The 22,384-nt window shown below is 41.9% G+C and carries 15 protein-coding genes; 6 read left to right on the top strand and 9 right to left on the bottom strand.

All coding sequences use genetic code 11. The features are described from left to right. Positions 1–63: 63 nt before the first annotated feature. The 4 genes from uvrD (at position 64) to E2H97_RS16135 (ending at position 5,908) form a co-directional block, all read left to right on the top strand. Positions 64–2,307, top strand: a complete 2,244-nt coding sequence (gene uvrD, locus E2H97_RS16150) for a DNA helicase II (protein WP_133408093.1) — start codon at positions 64–66, stop codon at positions 2,305–2,307. Between the two features lie 75 nt (positions 2,308–2,382). Beyond that, positions 2,383–3,237 carry a 4-hydroxybenzoate octaprenyltransferase gene (ubiA, locus tag E2H97_RS16145; protein ID WP_133408092.1) on the top strand — a complete coding sequence of 285 codons (855 nt, stop codon included), beginning with the start codon at positions 2,383–2,385 and terminating at the stop codon, positions 3,235–3,237. A 141-nt stretch (positions 3,238–3,378) separates the two neighbouring features. Continuing rightward, positions 3,379–4,230, top strand: coding sequence for a hypothetical protein (locus tag E2H97_RS16140; protein ID WP_133408091.1), 852 nt, complete (start codon positions 3,379–3,381; stop codon positions 4,228–4,230). A gap of 67 nt (positions 4,231–4,297) precedes the next feature. Next, a complete protein-coding gene (locus tag E2H97_RS16135) occupies positions 4,298–5,908 on the top strand; it encodes a hypothetical protein (RefSeq protein WP_133408090.1) in 1,611 nt (536 codons plus the stop codon). Positions 5,909–5,994: 86 nt separating this feature from the next. Here the strand turns inward: E2H97_RS16135 and E2H97_RS16130 are convergent, their stop codons facing one another. Then, entirely contained in the window at positions 5,995–6,567 is a 573-nt protein-coding gene (locus tag E2H97_RS16130) for a nucleoside triphosphate pyrophosphohydrolase family protein (protein ID WP_133408089.1), read from the bottom strand. A 252-nt stretch (positions 6,568–6,819) separates the two neighbouring features. Between E2H97_RS16130 and E2H97_RS16125 the strand changes: the two genes are divergently transcribed. Next, positions 6,820–9,534 carry a hypothetical protein gene (locus tag E2H97_RS16125; protein ID WP_133408088.1) on the top strand — a complete coding sequence of 905 codons (2,715 nt, stop codon included), beginning with the start codon at positions 6,820–6,822 and terminating at the stop codon, positions 9,532–9,534. 25 nt (positions 9,535–9,559) lie between these two features. Here E2H97_RS16125 and fre read toward each other — a convergent pair whose 3' ends face one another. Together fre and ubiD are read right to left on the bottom strand one after the other, a co-directional pair. Continuing rightward, a complete protein-coding gene (fre, locus tag E2H97_RS16120; RefSeq protein WP_133408087.1) occupies positions 9,560–10,270 on the bottom strand; it encodes an NAD(P)H-flavin reductase in 711 nt (236 codons plus the stop codon). A gap of 77 nt (positions 10,271–10,347) precedes the next feature. After that, positions 10,348–11,811: a 4-hydroxy-3-polyprenylbenzoate decarboxylase gene (gene ubiD, locus E2H97_RS16115; RefSeq protein WP_133408086.1), complete on the bottom strand. Its 1,464-nt coding sequence runs from the start codon at positions 11,809–11,811 to the stop codon at positions 10,348–10,350. Between the two features lie 228 nt (positions 11,812–12,039). On the opposite strand from ubiD, the gene E2H97_RS16110 reads away from it, so the two are divergent. Further along, entirely contained in the window at positions 12,040–12,573 is a 534-nt protein-coding gene (locus E2H97_RS16110) for a hypothetical protein (RefSeq protein ID WP_133408085.1), read from the top strand. Here E2H97_RS16110 and E2H97_RS16105 read toward each other — a convergent pair. From E2H97_RS16105 to E2H97_RS16080, 6 genes are all read right to left on the bottom strand, one after another. Then, positions 12,570–13,352, bottom strand: a complete 783-nt coding sequence (locus E2H97_RS16105) for a hydratase (protein WP_133408084.1) — start codon at positions 13,350–13,352, stop codon at positions 12,570–12,572. The two genes, E2H97_RS16110 and E2H97_RS16105, sit on opposite strands and share 4 nt — an antisense overlap. A 121-nt stretch (positions 13,353–13,473) precedes the next feature. Beyond that, complete coding sequence (locus E2H97_RS16100; protein ID WP_133408083.1) at positions 13,474–16,653, bottom strand: efflux RND transporter permease subunit; 3,180 nt, start codon at positions 16,651–16,653, stop codon at positions 13,474–13,476. Continuing rightward, positions 16,646–17,923, bottom strand: a complete 1,278-nt coding sequence (locus E2H97_RS16095) for an efflux RND transporter periplasmic adaptor subunit (protein WP_170308335.1) — start codon at positions 17,921–17,923, stop codon at positions 16,646–16,648. The genes E2H97_RS16100 and E2H97_RS16095 overlap by 8 nt, the downstream gene beginning before the upstream one ends. Before the next feature lie 386 nt (positions 17,924–18,309). Next, positions 18,310–19,815: a M4 family metallopeptidase gene (locus E2H97_RS16090; protein ID WP_170308334.1), complete on the bottom strand. Its 1,506-nt coding sequence runs from the start codon at positions 19,813–19,815 to the stop codon at positions 18,310–18,312. A 253-nt stretch (positions 19,816–20,068) separates the two neighbouring features. After that, positions 20,069–21,706 (bottom strand): M4 family metallopeptidase, encoded by a 1,638-nt coding sequence (locus tag E2H97_RS16085; protein WP_170308333.1) that lies wholly within the window; start codon positions 21,704–21,706, stop codon positions 20,069–20,071. A 285-nt stretch (positions 21,707–21,991) separates the two neighbouring features. Then, on the bottom strand, positions 21,992–22,378 hold the full coding sequence (locus tag E2H97_RS16080; RefSeq protein WP_133408079.1) for a gamma-butyrobetaine hydroxylase family protein: 387 nt from the start codon (positions 22,376–22,378) through the stop codon (positions 21,992–21,994). Positions 22,379–22,384 lie beyond the last annotated feature (6 nt).

Genomic DNA, 22,384 nt, shown 5'->3' with positions numbered 1-22,384 from the left:
CTTCACAAAGACAACTCTCATGGTTCTTTGATACAATCGCCTCTCTGATTTTGGGAGGCGAGCATGGATCCATCTTCTTTATTAAACGGTCTCAACGATAAACAAGCGCAAGCAGTGTCTGCACCTTTATCTAATATGTTGGTGTTAGCGGGAGCTGGCAGTGGTAAAACTCGAGTACTGACTCATCGTATTGCATGGTTGATGCAACAGCTTGGGCAAAGCCCGTATTCGATTTTGGCTGTAACGTTTACCAATAAAGCCGCCGCTGAAATGCGTGAGCGTGTTGAGCATGTCGTGGGTACCAATATGAGCCGTATGTGGATTGGCACCTTTCACGGTCTCGCCCATCGTTTGCTTCGCACCCATTATCAAGATGCCAATTTACCGCAAAGCTTCCAAATTTTAGATTCTGACGATCAGCTGCGTTTGCTTAAGCGTATTTTAAAAAGTCTGAATCTAGATGAAAAACAATATCCGCCTCGCCAAGCTCAAGGTTACATCAATGGTAAAAAAGACCAAGGTCTGCGCCCAAAGGACATTGAAAATACCATTTTTCCGATTGAGCAAAACCTGAAGAAAATCTACGAGGTTTATCAAGAATCTTGTGACCGTGCTGGCTTGGTCGACTTTGCAGAGATCTTATTAAGAGCCCATGAACTGTGGCTCAATAAACCTCATATTCTTGCTCATTACCAAGACCGATTTAAGCATATTTTAGTGGACGAATTCCAAGATACTAACGCCATCCAGTACGCTTGGATCCGAGTGCTTGCTGGCAACAATGCCAATGTGATGATCGTTGGTGATGACGATCAGTCGATTTACGGTTGGCGCGGCGCACAAGTTGAAAACCTACACCGTTTTTTAAATGACTTTAATGGCGCCGAAACCATTCGTCTTGAGCAAAATTATCGTTCATCAGGCAACATTCTTAACGCATCAAATGAATTGATTGCCAATAACAGTGAACGTTTAGGTAAAAGCTTATGGACAGAAGATGTTGAAGGCGAAAAAATTGCCCTTTACTGTGCTTTTAATGAAATGGATGAAGCTCGTTATATCGTTAGCCGCATTGCTGACTGGCAAGATAACGGTGGCAGTTTAGCGGATTGTGCCATTTTGTATCGTTCTAATGCTCAATCACGGGTGCTTGAAGAAGCCTTATTGCACAAAGGCTTAGCGTATCGTATTTATGGCGGTTTACGCTTCTTCGAGCGCCAAGAAATTAAAGATGCCATGAGCTATTTACGCTTGATGGCGAACAAAGACGATGATGCCGCTTTTGAGCGTATTGTGAACACGCCTACCCGTGGGATCGGTGATCGTACCCTTGATATTTTACGTTCTACCGCAAGGCAAGAACAAATGACGCTATGGCAAGCCAGCATAAAAGTGCTAGACGAGAAAATGCTCGCAGCTCGCGCCTCTAATGCGGTTCGTGGTTTTATGGACTTAATTGTTGAATTACAACAACAAACCATGGATATGCCTTTATATCGAATGACGGATACCGTGATCCAAGATTCTGGTTTGAAAACCATGTATCAAGCAGAAAAAGGCGAAAAAGCCCAAGCCAGAATTGATAACTTAGAAGAATTAGTGACGGCGGCGAAAACTTTTGAGTTGCCAGAAGATTTAGAGGATATGGGTGAGCTGAACGGCTTTTTATCCCATGCGGCACTCGAAGCGGGTGAAGGGCAAGCCGATGCCTTTACTGATGCGGTGCAGTTGATGACGCTTCATTCAGCCAAAGGCTTGGAGTTTCCACAAGTATTCATGGCTGGGGTTGAGGAAGGGCTATTCCCAAGCAAGATGGCATTGGAAGAAGGTGACCGCTTAGATGAAGAGCGTCGTTTGTGTTATGTAGGCATGACGCGAGCGATGCAAAAACTCACCATTACCCATGCTGAATCTCGCCGAATTTATGGTCGTGAAGATTACAGCCGTCCTTCGCGTTTCATTAAAGAAATTCCTCAGCAATACGTGGATGAGATCCGCATGAAAACTAAGGTGACTCAACCTAAACCATCGTTTAGCTCTGGTTTCAGTTCTGGTTTTAGTTCGGGTTACAATTCAGGTTTTAGTTCATCACAACGCAATCAAAAAACTCAAGCTCCGAAGCCAAGCTTTACCCAAAACCATGAAAGCGGTTTAAGCGAGGGACAGCGTGTTCGGCATAAAAAGTTCGGTGAAGGTAAGGTGTTAGAGCTTGAAGGCATGGGCGAACAAGCTTGTGTTAGAGTCAATTTTGACGATTATGGCGTAAAGAAACTAAAAGTAATGATAGCCAAATTAGAAGGATTGTAACGGTCGGTTGTTTTATCGCGCTATTGCTCTCTTGTAATGCATGGCGTTTTTGTAAATAGACTTTGAAGGACTGTAATGAAACAAAAACTCTCAGCCTATTGGCGTCTAATGCGGATGGATAAGCCAATTGGCTCTCTGTTATTGCTGTGGCCGTGTTTAATGGCTCTGTTTTTTGCTGCTGGTGGAGTTCCTGATTTCTCTCTAATCGTCATCTTTACTCTTGGTGTATTTATCATGCGAGCTTGTGGCTGCGTGATTAATGATTACGCTGATAGAAAAGTCGATGGCAAGGTCAAGCGCACTCAGAACCGTCCTCTTGCAAGTGGCGAGTTGACCTCAAAAGAAGCGTTAGGGCTCTTCGGAATGTTGGCCTTATTGGCATTTGGTTTGGTGCTTTTTTTAAATACATTGGTACTCAAACTTGCTGTGGTGGGTATCATTCTGACTGTGATTTACCCATTTTTAAAACGCGTCACTAATTTACCGCAACTGTTTTTAGGGATAGTGTTCAGTTGGTCAATCCCAATGGCGTATGCCGCTGTTAATGGTGAGCTACCTGCACAAGCTTGGTGGCTGTTCTTTGGTAACTGGTGCTGGATTGTGGCTTACGACACCATGTATGCCATGGTAGATCGAGATGATGATCTGAAGATAGGGGTTAAATCGACCGCGATATTATTTGGCGATTGGGATAAATTCATCATAGGTGTTTTACAAGTATTCGCTTTATTTGGGTTTGCCATGGCTGGTCACCAGCACGGACAAATGGACGTTTACCTTCTAGGTCTACTGGCATTTATTGGTTTTGGCGTTTATCAGCAATATTTAATTAAAGATCGTGATCGCCAAAACTGTTTCAAAGCTTTTCTTAATAATAATTGGGCTGGTTTAGCCATGTTTATAGCTTTAGTTGTAGGGTATCTTTTATAAAAGTTAGATGAGTAAATTCGGCCAAATACCTGAATAATAAGCTTGATTTTTGCTGAATTTAAGCTGAAGTAAACCCGTTTTAGTTTGATGTTATCTTAGATTTTGGTTATCACTTTGGTAAATCAATAATTAAGTTAGCTTATGTCTTTAGGCAGTACTACAACTCTGGGGCAAGACCATTTAAAGTGGGATCCCACCCATAACGTTCTTGCTCAGATGCTGGAGTCTGAGCTTGAGGCTTTACAACAAGCGATTACTCAGCAGCCAGAGGTGACCCTTTGTTTTGAAGAAGGCGATGGAGTATCTCGTACTATTACTTTCCTCGTTCGTAGAACAGGACCGCAGCCTTTAACGCTAAAAGATTACATCGATTCAGATGCTCCTCTATGCCAAGCCTTAAACGCTCAACTTAGTATTTATCAAGTGTCAAAGCAGTTGGCCAGTTCACAGCCGTTTGAGGCTGAAGCTGACGAAACTGAACTGGCTTTTTTTCGACATCCAAGTTCAGGAGACAGTGGCAGTGAGTCAGGCAGTGGTCAATTTCAAAGTGGTAATTTAAAACTGCGAGCTGCGCACCAAGCGAATGTTTTCGAAGGAGTTACTCGGCGTAATTTAGCACTTGACACCAAGTATGTTGAAGAAAACAGATTAGAAAATAAGAGAAGGTATGAACACAGTCAACTTGGAATTGCAGGACAGATAAAGGGATTTAAAGCTCTAAATGACAGTGAGTTAGTTACTGAGTTTCATTTGGTTAAAGGTACGTATCAATTACAACTTTTTACTAAAGATGGGGAAGCCATTATTGCTGTAACGAGCCGAAAGCTATTACCTCAAGGAACCGTAGAGTTAAAGCGTACTGCGGAGATCAATGAAGCCGATAATCAAGTTCAGATTATTGAGACAGGGAGATATCAATTTAAAGTAATCACCGATTGGTTAAGCTTTACTTTAATATTAACTAAGGTTGGTAGTGGGCTAAATTTAAATTAATGTTAAATACACCCTTAGAATAAGTGCTGATGCTTAAATTACTTAAGAGCCCGTATTTGAGGTAGGTATGGCAGGACCAAAAGCACTTACTCAGACCTTTTTTCATCATGTTATACAACAGCATAGTTATTCGATGCTCTCGGAGGAGCAGCTTATTGCCTTTGCTAATAAATTGCCAGCTGAGATTGACCCTGAGAGAGGAGCTACTTTAATTATGCCTGTTAAGGTGCAATCAGCTCATGGGTGGTCTGTTGATAAAAAGGGTTATCGAGTCTTTATCGATAAAGGTTCTGTTTATGGGGTGAAGTTTTCGGCATATCATAGTGCTTCAAGTCAACCTTGTAGTTCAAAAAATGAAGCTGAAATGTTAGACGAGGCTTATCGAAAAAGTGTCGACAATTATCGACTCTATTCAAAATCAGATGTTACTCCTCATATCAAAGCTCTTAAAGCTACCAAAGCTCGAACGAAATCAACACCTGCAAAGCCATCTGACGATAAAGATAAATCAGAACGAGCGAATGAGCAGGCTCGCTCACAAACATTCACTATCACTACAATGGCTACAGATCCTATTAAACCAGAAGATATGCTTAAGCTGGATGAAGAGCACTTTAGTGACGAATCTCAATCTTCGCAAAGTCTGTGTGCATCGAGTGACAGTCATACTTTCCAAGAACAAAACTCGAGTTTACTAAGCCAAGCTCATACTCAATCTACTTCGAAAGAGCAGCAGGCTGTATCCTCTACAGAGAGCTCTCTTAAGTGTAAACCTGAACCCGAACCTGAGGCCTCTAGATTATCCCGTAGTGACTCCTTTAGTGATTTTGTTTGGGTTCCTATGCCAGAAGAGGGGGCCCCAAATCAGGAAGGCTTAGAATCAAGCACTGTGAATAAAACCGTTGAGAGTTCAGGGCTTGAAGTCGCTGCGGTTCCTACCGAAGCACAAGCCGTTACGCCTGTAAGTTTTCCTCCACAATTATCGAGTAGTAGCTCGGAAGATGAACCTGTTGTTTTGAGGGGATCAAAGAAGAAGACAAAGAAAAAAGGGAGCACGGGAGATAAGGTAACCCAAAGTTTAGATGGAGCTACACTCAGAGAAGTGATTGATGGGAATGATTTGTTTGCTAGCGGATATATGACTCGAGTGAGCAATCTATCGGATGTGGAAGATAAACTGGTTCTTGCAACTAACAATTTAATTGTTGTAATTGGTGATACCTTAATGACTAAGCGTGAGATAAATGGAAGGTATAGCCTGATACCGACGAGTTCACCTAAGACCAATAATTGTTTTAAATGTTGGCATAAGCGTGCATTGCGTGAATCGAAACAACTACATATTACTATCTTGTGTGATGAAAAAAATCAGGATTCCGTAGCTGCAGTATTAAGAGAACAAAAAGTTGCGCTGACGGAGGATAAGAAGAATGGATATCAATATTGGGCACTATATGGTTTGACGTTCTCTGTAACCGATGCCATCAGAAATTTATATCGGTCTCTCAACGATGAGGAAGGAGAAGCGAAAATCACGATTGTTGGTGATAATCTTGACCAGCTCAGGGCCGCAATTATGCATCTTAAACGAAAGACTAAGAATGTTGCTGGTATATACGTTACAGGTGATAGATTGCCAATGGCTAAGGGATTTGTTGCGAGTTTAGGAAAGACTTAAACGTCCTTCCCCTTATCGCTAACTGATTAATTTGATATTAAACGTTTTGTTTCAAATGATGACGTTAGGCTTAATTTCCCCATAAATTACAAGCAAGATTGAAGGTTCGCGGCTCTATAATTTACGTTTTTAAGCACCTTTCCTTGACGGATCATTTTACCATCAATCAATGTATCTTCAGCGCACTTAGCAATAATGTAATGACCTTGATGGGTGGCGGTTAAGGTGATGCCCTGCTCAGAATAGAAGGCGACAGTAGCTTGATACTCTTCTTCTGATTGACACACTTTGCTCATGTTGCTGCTATGAACTTCATTCCAGCACCGAATAAAGTCAATTTCAAGGTTTGCGGCAACGGCCAGTAATACGTCAATAAAATAACTGATTTCAAGCTTGTCTGAAGGGTGTTTTATACCAAGGTGAACCAATCGCCCCATTAAAACGTACACGGAGTCGACGATAGCATCTGCTTGCTCGACGAGTGAGTCTGCTTGAGCTAGCTCAGTTAATTCTTCAATGATAAGTGAGGAATGAAGAGTATCAGTTTGTTCGTTTAGGGTACTCGGTGCTTCTATAGGCAAATCAAAGGTGCTGCGAAATTGAGAAATGTCACGATAAAGTTGTTGATATAAAGTGTCGTTGATGTGTCGTAATTGCATTGAGATTACCTTAGTGACTGTGGCATGCCGTAAGATTCAAAACGGCATTATCGCCGATAGGTTTATCAAAGTCAGCGAAAATACTCGTGATACCTGAAAATGTATCTTCAGGTATCAGGAGTATATACAAAATGAATCAATTTTAACTTATAGGTTACATTATTTAACTTTTGAGCGACATTATGTGGTTATAGTTATTTATAAAGCAAGTCATTCCATTTAAGTGAGAATGCTAAGTTAGAAGGGGGGTATATGGCTTCAAAAGAAACGCAATTAGTTAGGCTGGGATGTTATTACGATGGCTTTCACCATTTATCGCCCACATTGCGTCAACAATTGGAGTCAGAAGCTCAAAACGGTTCCGTACAGTTACGTATTGATGTCGCTGGTGTTACCACTAAAAATTATACATTTTCTGTAACACATGCTGATGACAAGGTAACTTTTACCTATGATGGAGCAGGAAGTCATACAGACCACGAAGCAGCTCGCTATGCTAAGCAATTGACAGATGTTTACCAAGTAAGTGCCAAGCCCACAGATTACCCCACATTCATCACTTTATATTGGGTTAAAGACCAAATTTTACCCTTATCCACCGAGCAGGTTGATCACATAAGGGATATGGCAAAGTCTTTACTTGAGGAAAAGGATACCAATATAACCAGTATTTTTGTACGCATCCGTACTCAGGTTGACGAGCAAGAAGACCAAATAGGGGAAATGGAGTTATTCGTTAGAATGGACGACACAGGATTGCTAACGTTTGATACAGCAGATATAGAAGAAGATGAAAATAAGTATGCAAGCTCTCTGACTAATGTGTATAAAAAAGCGGTAACCGAAAAATGTGTGAGCAGCAAAGATGCACTCGCTTTGTTAATGATGAGAAAAGAAGCGCTGTTACCTGAACCACCAAGGAATCTCAATTTAAAAAGGCGCGTAAAACGAAAAACAACGGCTGAGGAGAAAGCATGGTTTAGCCTTATCAATAAAAGTGTTACTAACGAAACGAAGCTATATGGAACGATTCAAGGTAACTTTTTGAGTTCAGCAGCCTCTAAGCAGGTAAGCCCAACTGAAAGTGTAAAAGTAGATGCAACTTATATGGCTATGGTTGATGGTCTCATAAAGCAAGCCCAACCTTTAAAAAGTTCACCAAAGTTGAGCCGAGTGACACCTCCTGTTTCTGAAAATGAAAGTAGTAAGCCAAATGAATCCCAAGCAACAGCATTGGCGCCAACGGTAAAGGATTCTGAAGAAACTCATCATGAAGATACTGATGTTTCGGCAAGTATGGGTTTTCCTATTCCACAAACTTCAGCCAGTCCTTCCCCTATACTTCCTCCTCGTTCGCCATCGCCTTTTACCTCAGATTTACCTTTGCCTGTAGCTGACCCCCAAGAAGATGTCGAGGGGAGAGAAAGTAACACTTCTCCCGCATTAATCGCCTCTGCGCAACAAGAAGAGGTAGCAGGGGTTTCTTTGGCTCAAGTAAAAGAAGTGTTAGACCAAGAAGCGAAGATGGAATTCAAAAAGCTAGAGAGCGTTGATTCCAGTCGGGGGGATGAACAGCGAGATTCAGATACGGATTCAGTAAGAACATCAGCGTCAGGCAGCTCTTCAAGAGGTCATAGAAAGCGTAGGAAAAAGAAAAGACCTCAATCAGGCAGTAGTGGTAGTCAAACTCCACCACCAAGCTCTAAGAAGAAAGTCCGAGGACAGGTGGTTCTTCTTGAGGATTCACAAGAAGGAGATAATAATCAACAGCCAGCAATTCTTCCAATTCAATTCCCCGATCGCTTAGCCGATTCTGAGCGAGAAGAACAGTTACGAGCAGCTAAAAGAGAGCAAGATTCGAGTTCCGGTTCGGTTAGTCCTTTGGGGGCAGCATCGCGAGGAGCAACGCCAATAAGCTCGGCAAAACGAACTGAAAGGAAAGGCAGCTTAAATGTTTATTCGATTACTGAATTGAAACATATGCCTATAGATAAAGACCCCGGGCAAAAGCGATTGTGGGTATTTTTCTGTGAAGATGTATTAATGACTCGTAACTATATAGATGAGCCTCAATTGGGAGTCGAGGTACTTGTCCCTGATATGACTGAAAATCAAAAGTCAGGTATACCTGCAGAGAAAATCCAAAATCTTGTACCAGGCGCTAAAGAGATGTTGAAAGATATTAAAGATTCGGGAGATGAAGTCTGTATTGTGACCACTTATCCAGGTTATAACGACAGTGAACAAATTTTCGAAAATACAGAACAGTTTTTGAAGGAAAATGGTATCAAATCGAAATCTAGCTATGATTGTTTGCAAGGGTATGTTTCCCCCTCTAAAAATGACCCTATATTAAATCGGAATAAAGCTGTAGCAGCTAAAGTCGCGGGGATTACTGCAGAGTATATAAAGAAGGCTGATAAGCGGCTTGAGGAAAGAAGGTTCAGCCCTGCTCTAGATCGTTCTATAACCCAAGAAGAAATAAAAAGAGGCAGAGCCTTTGATCAGGTGGTTATTGTCAGTGAGGATTACGATCTTATGTCGGCGTGTATGATCGCCAAAGCATTTGAAACATATAATCCTATGGGGGTTGAATTTACAGGAACGGTAGAGCATCAGTTGCGAAATTGTCGAAAAGAAATGGGAAATGGGCCTAAGAAGTCAAAGAGACAAATTGGGTTAGAAGCCAAACTAGCTTGGCATAAGGACTTGAAGAAAGAGTCTAAAACCCATCTTGAACCTGTGTTGATAGAGCGTCTATTTGAACAAGCTGATATGACGGATGCTGATCAGTTAGAGGAAGAGGATAAAAGAGAAGTCTCAAGAGAGCTAGAGGCCATAAAAAAAGCTAATAAAGAAGAAATACGTAGGCGTGAGAAAATAGAAGAGCAAAAACAGAAGCTAACACGTAGATTATTAGCGCAAGAAGATACTCCTATTTTTTCTCTCGATGTCAATGATGATTAGAGACCATATACGGCCTCTAGTTTGCTTATTTCAAAAATGCAAATGCATCGCCATAAAGGTGCTGTTCATTTACATTCAAGCTTCTAAGCATATCACGAGCGGCGGCTGCCATGTCAAACCGTCCAGCAATATAGATGTCGTAGTCAGCAACATCTGCATAATCCATTTTAACTTGTTCAAGTAAGTTAGCTTGTTTACCTTGCCAATGTTCATCGGCTTCTTCTACGACAGGAATAAAGGTTAACCAAGGGTAAGTTTGTTGCCAGTCTTGTGCAATAGCGTGGTAATACATGGCATCAGCAGTGCGGCATCCCCAATAAAACGTCACTGGCGTGTCGTTATGCTCTTCGATTTGTTGCTCTATGATGCTTTTGATGTAGGAAAATCCTGTACCACCAGCAATCAATAAGCGGGGTCTGGTGTGCTCTGAGCGTAAAAACGCATTCCCAGCAGGCGCTTCAATGTCGATGGTTTCTTGATTGGCTAAACACGCCTGCAAGCGTTCAATCACTTGCATAGGGTAACTTTCAGCAACCGCGGCACCAATATGAAGTTCAATTTCAGCTTGATGTGGCGCTGAAGCAATCGAAAATGGACGCTTGTCTTTCTCGCCCATAACCACGGACAGATATTGCCCCGCTTTAAAGTCGAATGGCTCAGAGGGCGTTAAAATGACCTGATAGACAGAATCGTTAAACGGGGTAATACGGGTTACCTGACAAGATAGGGTGTTCATACGGCGGTGCATTGTTCCTTTGTGTTGTTATTATTCAAAAGTAAGTATTAAACATTGTTAGTGATTGCTTCGCTTTATCAGAGTCCCAGCTGCTCCCAAATTTCATCTACTTTTTGTTTTACGTCACTGTCCATGACAATGGGGGTTCCCCATTCGCGGGTAGTTTCACCTTCCCACTTGTTGGTGGCGTCCATACCCATTTTTGAACCAAGTCCCGCTACGGGTGAAGCAAAGTCCAAATAATCGATAGGCGTATTGTCGACCATCGTAGTATCACGAGTTGGATCCATACGGGTGGTGATCGCCCAAATCACGTCATTCCAATCACGGCAATTGACATCATCATCAACAATAATAATGAATTTGGTGTACATAAACTGACGTAAGAACGACCAAGCGCCCATCATCACGCGTTTGGCGTGCCCAGGGTATTGTTTCTTAATCGATATCACAGCCATGCGATATGAACAGCCTTCAGGTGGCAGATAAAAATCCACAATTTCTGGGTACTGCTTTTTCAAAATCGGCACAAACACTTCGTTGAGTGCCACACCTAACATAGCGGGTTCATCGGGTGGTCTACCCGTATAGGTACTGTGGTAGATGGCATCTTTACGATGAGTGATGTGAGTTACTGTGAAAACAGGGAAAAACTCAGTTTCATTGTAGTAACCCGTGTGATCACCGTATGGGCCTTCTTCGGCTACTTCATCAGGATCGATATATCCTTCAAGAATGATTTCGCTGGTGGCAGGGACTTCTAAGTCGCAGCTTAATGCTTTACACACCTCAGTACGCTCACCACGTAACAAGCCTGCAAAGGCGTATTCACTCATGGTATCAGGGACCGGAGTAACAGCGCCTAAAATGGTACCTGGATCGCTGCCCAATGCTACAACAACAGGGTATTTTTCGCCGGGATGCTTTTCTTTAAAATCTTTAAAATCTAAGGCGCCACCTCGGTGATCGAGCCAACGCATAATGAGCTTGTTTTTACTCAGTAATTGTTGTCGATAAATACCAAGATTTTGGCGTTTTTGATTTGGCCCTTTAGTGATGGTGAGTCCCCAAGTGACTAAGGGGGCAACATCCCCTGGCCAGCAGTGCTGTATCGGTAATTGGTTCAGATCAACATCATCACCGGTGATCACTACTTGCTGACATTTTGCCGACTTAACGGATTTGGTTGGCATTTTGAGCGCTTGAGAAAATTTGGGTAACTTACTTAACGCATCTTTAAAGCCTGCGGGTGGTTCAGGCTCTTTCAAAAATGCCAGTAACTCACCAACTTCGCGTAATTCCAGTGGGTCGTCTTTACCCAAAGCCATAGCCACTCGTTTGGGTGTGCCAAATAAGTTAGCCAGTACAGGCATGGTTTTACCTACAGGATTTTCAAACAGTAAGGCAGGACCTCCTGCTCGGAGTACGCGATCGCCAATTTCTGTCATTTCCAAATGTGGATCGACAGGATGAGCAATGCGCTTAAGTTCGCCATTTGCTTCTAAGTGATCAATGAATTGTCGTAAGTCCTTAAAACTCATAAATCCAAGCATCTAAGTAAGGGAATCTGCCGCGAACTATAGCATTTTTCGCTTTTGTGCGTTACATCAAATTTTATTTAAATAAGAATTAACCAAGTTTAATGGGACAATTACTCAAAATGGTTGTCGAAATAGTAATATCATTTACTTATCAAGCTAGCAGTTGTGATGTGCTATTTTAGCTATATGACACCATTGCTAGTCTTTGATGCATAAGGGGAAAGACTTATGTATAAATCAATTTTTGCAGTGTTATTAGTGGTGACTCTACCAGTAATGGCACAAGCGCATGGCGATCACGCTAAAGTCAGCGTTCGTGATCATCATGTCAAAGTGAGTGCGGCGTTTCATTCTTATCATCACGCGCCTAAAATCATTCCTGCTCATCATATTCATTATGATCATTTCCACCATCACCATTGGTATCCATATCCAGTGATTGTGCGTCCTCGAGTATATCGACCTTGGCCACGTCCATGGTGGCATGGGCCATACTGGGGCAGGCCTCATTTACATGTTGTGATACCGTTGGCGTATGTGCCAACGAGAACTCGAACCGTTATTGTGCATGATCCCGTGCCTGAACCCGTCGTTCAATCACAAGCGGTCACGTCGAGTTATGCAACGACTTCAGCGCTAACTCACTTACCTGCGAATGCGAAAGTCATTCAGCAAGATGGTAAAGTCGTATATCAATGGAATGGTATGATTTATCGCTACGACTTTACTCAGCATGTGTATATCCCTGTAGAAGAAGATTAATCAGTGCTTTTTTTGGTAAAAGTTACTGTCATGGAGCCCAGTTCTCCATATGTAAAGCTGACGGGGCTGCCATAGGGCACTTTTACGATGCCAGCATAAGAGCCTGTAATGACTTTCATGCCAGCTTTAATCTCAATGCCACGTTCACGTAAGAAGTTGACTAACCAATAGACGGCAATTCTTGGATGGTTATTGGGGTGAGTTACAATCCGATTGATTAGCGTGGCTCCTTCTGAGGAAGTAATCTTTAGATGAAATTGTGACATGGCTTCTATTGATAGATCGATATTGACCTCTGGCCCCAAATATACTCCTTGATTGAGTAAACCATCAGCGAAAGCTTCAAAATAAGTCACATCATCAGGGTTCTGATAACGACTTTGCATCAACTCTAATGCTAAACGAGTACTACCAATGGCATTATCGATGTCTTGTTCAGTATATGGCGTATCACGCACAGGCAGATCGCGATCAAACACTGTTACGATTTCAGGCTCGACTAGAGCCATTGGTTCGCTAAGTGTTTCAAACACGGCACATTTAGATGTTAAGTCATAGATGGTGTTGTCGAATAATGGCGCCAACATAGTGGTGCTTTTGGTTGGGAGTACGCATTTCCACCCCGCAACTTGGGTTTGCGCTAACTGGCAATAGGATTGTGTGACTTGCTGCTGAAGTGCCCATGCATCATCGAAGTTTTGGGGTTTCTCGGTAAGAGGTTCACCTGCCATACCGTTAAATCGGCGAGTGGCAAGCAGGGTTGCGGTATTGGAATTCACAATGAGCTCTCATTATTTACTGTTATTTGCTTTCATTTTCGCAGAAAACAACGCATAACATAACGGGTTATTATCTATTGAGTCAGTTTTTTGCAAGGCATAATTGGGTGACGTTTAGGCTTTATTCAATATTAGGCTCCAGTTCCCGTTGAGAGTGTTGCAGATCTTCAGTTGTTAATACTCTGTATAGCGCAGGCACTGCAATCATGGCGGCAATTGTGGCCAGTAACTCTCCAAAAATAATGGCAGAGCATAAGGGGCGCCACGCTTCGTCAGCTAGCGCTAATGGCAGTAGACCGACTAACGTGGTGATGGTTGTGCTGGCTATAGGGCGCATCCTGTCGGCGGCTCCTCGTGCTGCGGCTTCTGATAATGGCATGCCTTTTTGTTTGTACTTGTTCATGGTATCGACCAACACGATGCCATCATTGACCGTGATCCCTGCTAGGGCAATTATGCCAATTACTGCGGGAAAAGAGAGCGGATATGCCATGATAAAGAAGCCAATAAAGACCCCTGACACACCAAAGAGTGTCGTGACTAAAATGATCAAAGACTGTTTGAATGAGCCGAACTGTAAGCTCAATATCGAAAATACCGCCAGCATCGCAATAACGAAGATTTTTTCAGAACTGCCAAAGGTGTTATGAGCCAGCTCAACTTCTCCAGCCCATTTATAATGATATCCCGTAGGCCATTGTTTCTTTAACTCTTGTAAGATTGGATTGATCTGTTGCTGCATGGCTTGCGACGTTAAAGTAAATGTTTGCGCCGCAATGGTAACGTTCAGTTGTCCATTTTTCCTTGTGATGGTCATCGGAGCCTGAGAATACTTGATGTCTGCCAATTCAGTGGCTGGGATCCATTGATTATTCGGTGTTTTGATCTTAATACTTTGCCACTCTCGCCAGTTTTCAGGGCCGCCATGACGATTGCCTTTACTTTGCCAAAACGGCTCTACTCGAATTTCAATATCATCACTGGGTTTGTCACTTCTTAATTTTGTGATTTTGTAATCGCCTAAGTAAGAGGACAACTGGCGGTTAAAATCAGCTTCCGACAATTGATAGTAATTGAGAACTTCCCGCTTCGGAATAATCGTTGCGTCGGTTGTTGTTTGTCCAAGGTTGTCACGAACATTGATCAGTCCGTCAATTTTCTTTAACCGTTGCTGTATTTGTGAGGAAATTTTTTCCAGTTTTTCAATATTGGTGCCAGTTAAATTGATTTGCAGAGGATCTTCATTAGAAGAACCACCGGTTTCTGCGGTGATGAATAAGCGGTTTCCCGGAATGTGTGCCAACACTTTTTCAAACTCTGCACGGATCTCAGGAACGTATTGGTAGGCCAATTTTTCTCGCTGGTCTTTGGGTTTAAATAGCAGGGTAAAGCCAATCAAGCTTGGCTTTTGACTCAGGGCTAATCGATCTTCCGATGAGCCTTCGAAAATAAAATCTCTTTGCCCAACCGTTAATAAAACTGAAGAAAGGTAAGGTTTTTTTCTTAAGATTTCCTTGAAATCATTGGCGACTTGCCGAGTTTCATCCAATTTATAATCAATCGGTAGCTCAACGGTGATCCCCATATTTCGACCATCGGAGAGCGGGTACAAAGTCACTGGCAGTAATAACATCAGCAGAAAACCAAGAACGATAGGGAGTGAACTAATTCCCAGCCATTTGTAGGATGCTTTATCATTGTGGGTGATATGGTTGGTTAGGAAACCTTGTAGTTTATCTTCCAATTGATAGGTGAGTTTATCAATGAAGGGTTCATGCTCTTTGTTGCGGCGAGACAGTAAAAATTGTGACAAAGGGACGGAGACCATTAATGACACAATATAAGAAACCGTTAAGCATACCGCGGCAGTGACAGGAATAGCTTTAATAAACTTACCATCAATTCCAGAGATACTCGCCAATGGAATGAAAATAATAATCGTCGTTAACGTCCCTGCGAAAGAAGGAATGGCGTATTTTTTAATGGTTAACTTTGCCGCTTCAGTAAAGCTCATTTTTTGTTTAAACAAACCTTCGTGGATCCCTTCCATCATCAAGATAAAGTCATCCACAAGTAGCCCTAGAGCTAAAATCATCCCGATAACCATCATCACATTAAAGGTAAAACCCATTAGCCAAAGAACGAAAATACTGCCCAGAAAAGTGATTGGAATACACAAGGCTGCTACGGTGGCCTCACGCCAAGTCAGTAAAAAGAACAGAACCAAAAACACCACCGCAACCGATTGCATTCCGTTTATGAGCGTTTTATCTAACTCTTGTTGAATGATTTCCGCATTATCTGAAATGATCTTAAATTGCATGGTATTAGGCCATGCCTCACTTTGAGCTACTTGGTTAAAAATATGCTTCGCTTCTTTAACCAGTTTTATGGTGTCTTCACCAGGCCCTTTAACTAATGACAAAGATACCCCTTTGCCATAAGCCGCACCATTGACACTGAAATAGGTTTCAGTATTGGTTTGGTAAATGGCTTTTTCTACGTGAGCCACATCTTTTAGACGGACTAAATGACCATTTTGTTGGCGCAAAATCGGTAAATTTTGTAAGTCTTTGATGTTGTACAGGGCGGTTTGGCTTTTGATGTTGAGCGGCATTTCACGACCACTGTATACCCCTAGAGGATAATCGGTGTCGTGCAGGTTAATGATACGACCAATTTCGGCTGGAGAAATGTTGTAGCTGAGCAAGCGGTCAGGAATAAACTGTACTTTTGCATAACGCTTTTGGTTTCCAAGTATGTTGACTCGGGTAATGCCGTTGATTTTTTGCAGTTTTTGTTTCAGCAGCTTGCTGATGATGTCTAACTGCTCTTTGGACACATCACCAAATAACATAAAAGTTGCAATGGGGGCGCTGCGAATTGACAGCACTTTTACTTTTGGCTTTTTAACATTATCGGGTAAATCGGCGGCGGCATCATTAACGGCATCACGCAATTTACTCATTGATGATTCAAGAGGGGCGTTAGCCTCAAACTCAACAATAAGATCTGAGTTACCGAATGAGGAGCCACTGGAATAGCGTTTTAAATGCTCAATATTTTTGATCTTTGCCTCGATTTTTTCGGTGACTTCTCGTTCCATGATTGAGGCGATACCGCCATGCCACTGGGCACTTACTGAGGCGATGGGTATTTTCAAATCAGGTAGCGCTTCTTTGATCATGCCGTGGTAGCCCAAAAGGCCGCCTGCAATGATCAAAAGCACCAATAAGATGCCTAAAATGGGAGTTACGAAAATCGAGTGAAACAGCTTCTGGGTACTACTTTTGTTAGTCATGATGTACTCCAGCTTGATTGAGCACTGTGACAGTATCGCCTTCGGTCAAACGTTTTTTGCCATCGGTAACGACTAACATGCCTTTGCTCAGTCCTTTTATGACTTCGACTTGGTTTTGCTGGCGGATCCCCAATTCAATGCTACGCTGTGATACTTGTTGATGAGAGTTGACGGTAAAGACAGTGGGTTTGTTATCGCGGTATATGACCGCTTGCATTGGGATCACCAGTGCTTTTTTGGTTTCACTTAGAATGCTGACATCACTCCACTCACCATCCAACAGATCTTGTTTTTGCTGGACCGTTCTGAGGACTACTCGAATATTACGAGATTCTGGGCTGAGTGTTGGTGCTACTGAGTAAACCCTAGCCGAGTTCCATTGGTATTGATTTTGTTTGGCGGTATCGACGGTTCGAATTTTTGCTTTATCCCCTTCTACTAATTGAAGGGCGGCGGCACTTGGGATTTCGACACTGACTTGGTATTGAGTATCGTCAATGACTGTTATGGGAAAGGTCGCATCCATTTGGGTGGCGTTGCTTAAATTAAGTGAGAAGGGACCACTATAATCACCTTTACGGATATTGAGGCGAGCGATTTTGCCATCCCATGGAGCAATTATCCTAGCTCGCTTCAAGTTCAGTTTGGCTTGAGACAAGGTGTTTTGTGCAGCTAATAGCTGAGCATGGTTGGCACTGAGCTGAGCTTGTGCCACTTTAAGCTCTGCTTGAGCATCGGTTAACGATGCTTGTGCATTATCAAAAGCTTGTTTTGAGCTGACGCCTTGGGCTTGTAATTTTGAAAAGCGGTCAAAGTGTTTTTTCGCAAGAGTGAGATTGGCTTTCGCTTTTGTTAATTGCGCTTGTGCGGAAGATACGTTGTTTTGGGTACCGATGTAGTTATTATTGGCAATATTGACTTGTTGCTTATAGTCCATATCATCCAGTCGAGCGAGGAGCTGTCCGGCTTTTATTACACTGCCTTCTCGTAAGGTTTTACCGTCAGCACGAGTTCCCAGTTCCAATACTTTTCCATCGACTTCAAAGGCTAAGTGTTCTTTTTTCACCGCACTTGCCTTGCCTTGAGCATGGATCCAATTCTCGATTTTGGTGTATTCAACTGGAGAGGTTAATACCTGCAGACTGGGTTTTTGTGCTGGTTGGAGTGATTGAAAGTCCGCTAAGTTGCTTTCCCAAGAATGATAGGTAAACCAAAGCAAGCCTATTGTTGTAATGGAAATAATGCTTACGTTGCGTATGACTTTTTTCACGGTTCTGTCCTTTGCTTGATGAAACGACTCTATCGTATGCCGTGAATATGACGCTTTGAATGAGTATGACTTGAGTTGTGTAAAGTAGGCGACAACAATACTGTTACGGATTAACTGGTCGCATTGGAGCGTAGTGTATGCGAGTTCTTAATGACTTGGTTAAGTTGCTAGAACTGTGCATTTCCGTGTTTGCTGAGGCTTCTGTATAACAGCAAATGGACATTCGCTTATCACGGCTATGTACGAGTTATACAATAAAACCAGCCGGCTGAGTATCGGGTGTAGTGGATAAATTTGATCTGTGTTAAGAAAGAAGTATTTTCTCTTTATAAAACAGTGCTCAATAGGGCAGAGCACTGTTTTGAATGCGAGCTGTAAACCTCTACTTAACCGCAAGGGTTATTAATATCGACTTGAGAGAATGCATTAATCACATCATCTTGAGGTAAATTAAGATCTTTCGCAGCCTTTACTACACCACATGCACCAGTTTTAAAGTTACTTCTTGCATTCCAATACAGTTCGTTAGCCGTCGCAAAAGCTTCAAAGGCTTTTTGTGTATCCCAGCCACTGGTGGTCGCAAGTTCATAAAAGGCTTTGTTATAGACACCAGAAGAAAAATGAACATTCAGTGTTGGATTATAATTTTTGGCACTACCAATAGAGTGACCATCTTTGGTGGGATCATCCATATAGCGCAGAGCCTTACCTAGTTTTTTCTCATTTTTTACTATGCTGGTGCCCACCATAAAATCATTTTTACCATAAGCGTAGAATTTGGCTGCTTCTCCAGCCATATCTGAGAACGCTTCGTTCATTCCGCCTGATTGACCCCTGTAGGCTAAATTTGAATGCTGCTGAGTAAAGCCATGGCTGATTTCGTGTGAGGTAACGTCTAGGGAGACTAATGGGTAAAACAGAGTGCTGCCATCACCAAAATTCATACGTTTACCATCCCACATGGCATTATCTAAATTATGTTGGAAATGCACTCGGAGTTGAAGCGTTTGTTTGATGGGACGAGTATTTAGCCAGTCGCCATACATTTTAAACACAATACCGCCAAAGTAGTGTGCATCATTTTCTGGCCCATAGGCACCATGGACTTCTTTTTCATCATGGTTAGGACAGATAAATTTGATGGGTTTATGATGCAACTGCCACCAATGCCATTGTTTATAATCAAAGGTTTGCTCGTTGGCATTTTCCATGGTGCAATCATCACCATTTTGGGTGACGTCCAGTTTTGGAAAGTCTTTGCCGTATTGGTATTGACCGATTTTTTCATTTCCACCCAGCCCTGTGGCAATTTCATCTGTGGTTAATCCATCCCACTGGTCAATGATTTTTCCACTTTGTGCATTTATGATGGTGTATGGACGGCTTGGCGTTGCTGAATCAACAAAAAAAGAGGTGATGTAGACAAGTTGTGGGTTATTTTGATCGTCCAAGTAAACCCATAGTTTACTTTGCTTATTATCGATATTTTGAGCTTTTAAAGCGATATGTTGATTGGCAATGGCGATATTTAGGGCTTGTTCCTGGGTAATTTTAGGCTTAACAAATTGATCATTTTTATTGATGTTCGTGACAGCTAAACCATCAATATGCTGATAAGCGCCGAGCTGGTCTTGGGTGGCTGCAATGGTATAGCCGTAGATTGGAACACCGTGATAATACTGCTGAAGGCGATATTTGGTTTTACCGTTGGCGATTTTTGCAGTATTAGACTTTTGAAAGGTCGTCCCTTCATCGAGCTGGAAGTCTTGAGTTAGATTTGTGCTTGAGACGGTTGCCATCTCACCCAAGTTCACAATATCAGCCGCAAATACAGTAGGGCAAAGACTGGTGGCGAGTATGGTGCCAAATAAAATGTTACTACGAATGTTCATGTACGTTCCTATATTCATTTTGTATTGCACACATTAGAGCTAAATTATTTAAACCCTAATTCTTGGCACTTACTTCCTATAGGTTGAATCAGAGGGAAAAGTAAAAGTACCTGAACTCTCATATAATCGCTTATGGGCTGAATGTTGACTGAATGATGTGAATAATGATTCTATGTGGTTGTGTAGATAGGAGCTAAGGAGTTTGCGACTCCTCAGCTTGTTTAAGTGTTAATGTGAATTTTTAGGGATTAAGCTAACCACATGGATTGTTAATATCGACTTGAGAAAACGCGTTAATGACATCTTCTTGAGGAAGATTGAGATCTTTTGCTGCTTTAACTACACCACAAGCACCATCTTTGAAATTACTGCTGGTGTTCCAATATAATTCGTTAGCTGTTGCAAATACCTGAAAGGCTTTTTTAATATTCCAGTTATTTGTGGTTGCTAAGGTGTAAAAGGCCTTATTAAATACACCAGCATTGGATTGGGGAAAGTTATCGGGAGAAAATTTTGTTGCGCTATCGATTGAAGAGCCATCTTTTGTTGGGTCATCAAGGTAAAATATGGCTGTTCTAAAGCTTTTTTCATCACGAATAATGTTGTTTCCAAGCGTGAAGTCATCATTACCTGTAACGAAGTTTTTAACCGCAACACCAGTGATTTGCGTAAATGAAGCTGATATAGCGGCTGATTGTGAGCCATCCCACGCCAATTTAGAGTGGTTATCGGTAAAAATGTATCCTATGGTACCCCCAACAATATCGAGTGATGTCCAAGGGTAGTAGATTTTGTTATCTCCATCGCCTAGTGCAATGCTGTTAGCGTCATTCATGAAGGCATTATTGTAATCAACATCACAGTGAACAATAACTTTGAATTGAGTGTTGTTATTGAGATCAATATTGAGCCACTGTTTGAACATATTAACAGTGCTATCCGCAGCAAAGTGTGCATCGTTGGCAACATTGTATGCACCATTGGTTGTAGCTTCAGTGTATTCAGGACATGGATAGGTTATGGGAGAGCCTTGACTGTCGTCAGAATTTTTATTGTGCAAGTTGAGAGTTTTTTCTTGAGAATTTTCTAAAGTACAGTCACTGCCATTTTGGGTGATGTTAAGAAAAGGTTTATTTTCTTGGCCATAGTGATATTTACCAGTCTTTTCATTACCTCCATCTCCTGTTCCGATTTGCAATACCTTAGAAGGGGTGTCCGAAAGTTTGAATGTCGAAATATGAGAAAACCCAGCCGTTTTTTGTTTTTTTTGATTGGTATAAGAGTTTGAATTTATAGGAATAAAACGATGAGTGTTATCCCATTGTTTTATTATGCTTCCTGTATGGGCATCAATTATGGCTTTGTGTTCAGAAAACTGTGGCTTTAGTGATAAAAATGTTGTGATGTATACCAGTTTTGCTCGATGTTTTTCAGTTAAATAAATCCATAAGTTACTGCTTTGATGATGACTGTAAACGGGCGTGCTATGAGCGAGTTTTTGAAAGCTATTTAAGGCAATTTGAGTTGCCTGATTTGCACTCACCTCTGGGGTTATCGATTGAATATCTTGAGCGATATTATTTACCGCTAATCCAGTTGCTTTTATATAGTGTCCATAAGCATCTTTAGTGGCGACGATGCTGAAGCCATATATGGGGATTTTTCGATAATATTGCTGTAAGCGATAATTGAAATGATTGCCATTAGTAGTCACAGCATGCCCAGCTATAAAAGAAGTCTGAGGGTTGAGTTGCAGCGTTTGAACAAGGCCACTATGGCTACTGGCTAATGAAGGTAAAGATTGAACATCTATAATACTCGCCCCAAAACTGCTGGCACTTATTGTTGCTAAGACAACAGCAGCTAACAAGGAATGGTACGTTATTCGCATAGGTATGGCTCCTTGGTACTGTAAAGCAAAAGAGCTCCAAGTTCTCATTGTGGCTTGGGGAGTAGTAATTAATACTGACAAAACGTCGAACGATTAATAGTTAACGGTGGATTAAAACTACAAGATCAACAGCTGTTGAGTTGGCTTAATCGTACGGTGAAAAATATCAATTTGGAGACGCATTAGCTACAATAACTGGTGCTCTATCAGCCATGACAGATATTGATGAAATAAAGTCTTAATATAAAGCCTAGGTAGCTTAATGGGAGCTGAATACTTGTTCGGTTAAGGCGTATATTTTACCGCCATAGGGATCAATGCTTCCCGTGAACCGTGATTGTCTTTTAGACGAGTTAAATAGCTTTGCCAGAGTTCTTGATAGTCTTTTGTGAATTGATACAACAAAGCCCAAGAGTAGATCCCTGAATCGTGTCCATCGTCAAAGACTAGCTTTACAGCATAGTGCCCCACGGTTTCTATGGCAGAAATATTCACATTTTTTTTATGGGTGACGAGTACTGGGTTTCCGTGTTGCTGTACTTCGGCTGAAGGGGAATAGACACGTAAAAATTCACAGCTAAGAGAATGAACTTCACCGCCATCGAAGGCGATTTCTAATACTCGGCTTTTGCGTTTGAGTTTGAGATGAGTAACTTTTGGAGTGTGTTCCATTGTTAG

The organism is Parashewanella tropica, assembly GCF_004358445.1.
GTDB classification, from domain to species: domain Bacteria; phylum Pseudomonadota; class Gammaproteobacteria; order Enterobacterales; family Shewanellaceae; genus Parashewanella; species Parashewanella tropica.
Note: the sequence above shows the minus strand (reverse complement) of the source record. Positions and strands in the feature narration are given on the sequence as shown.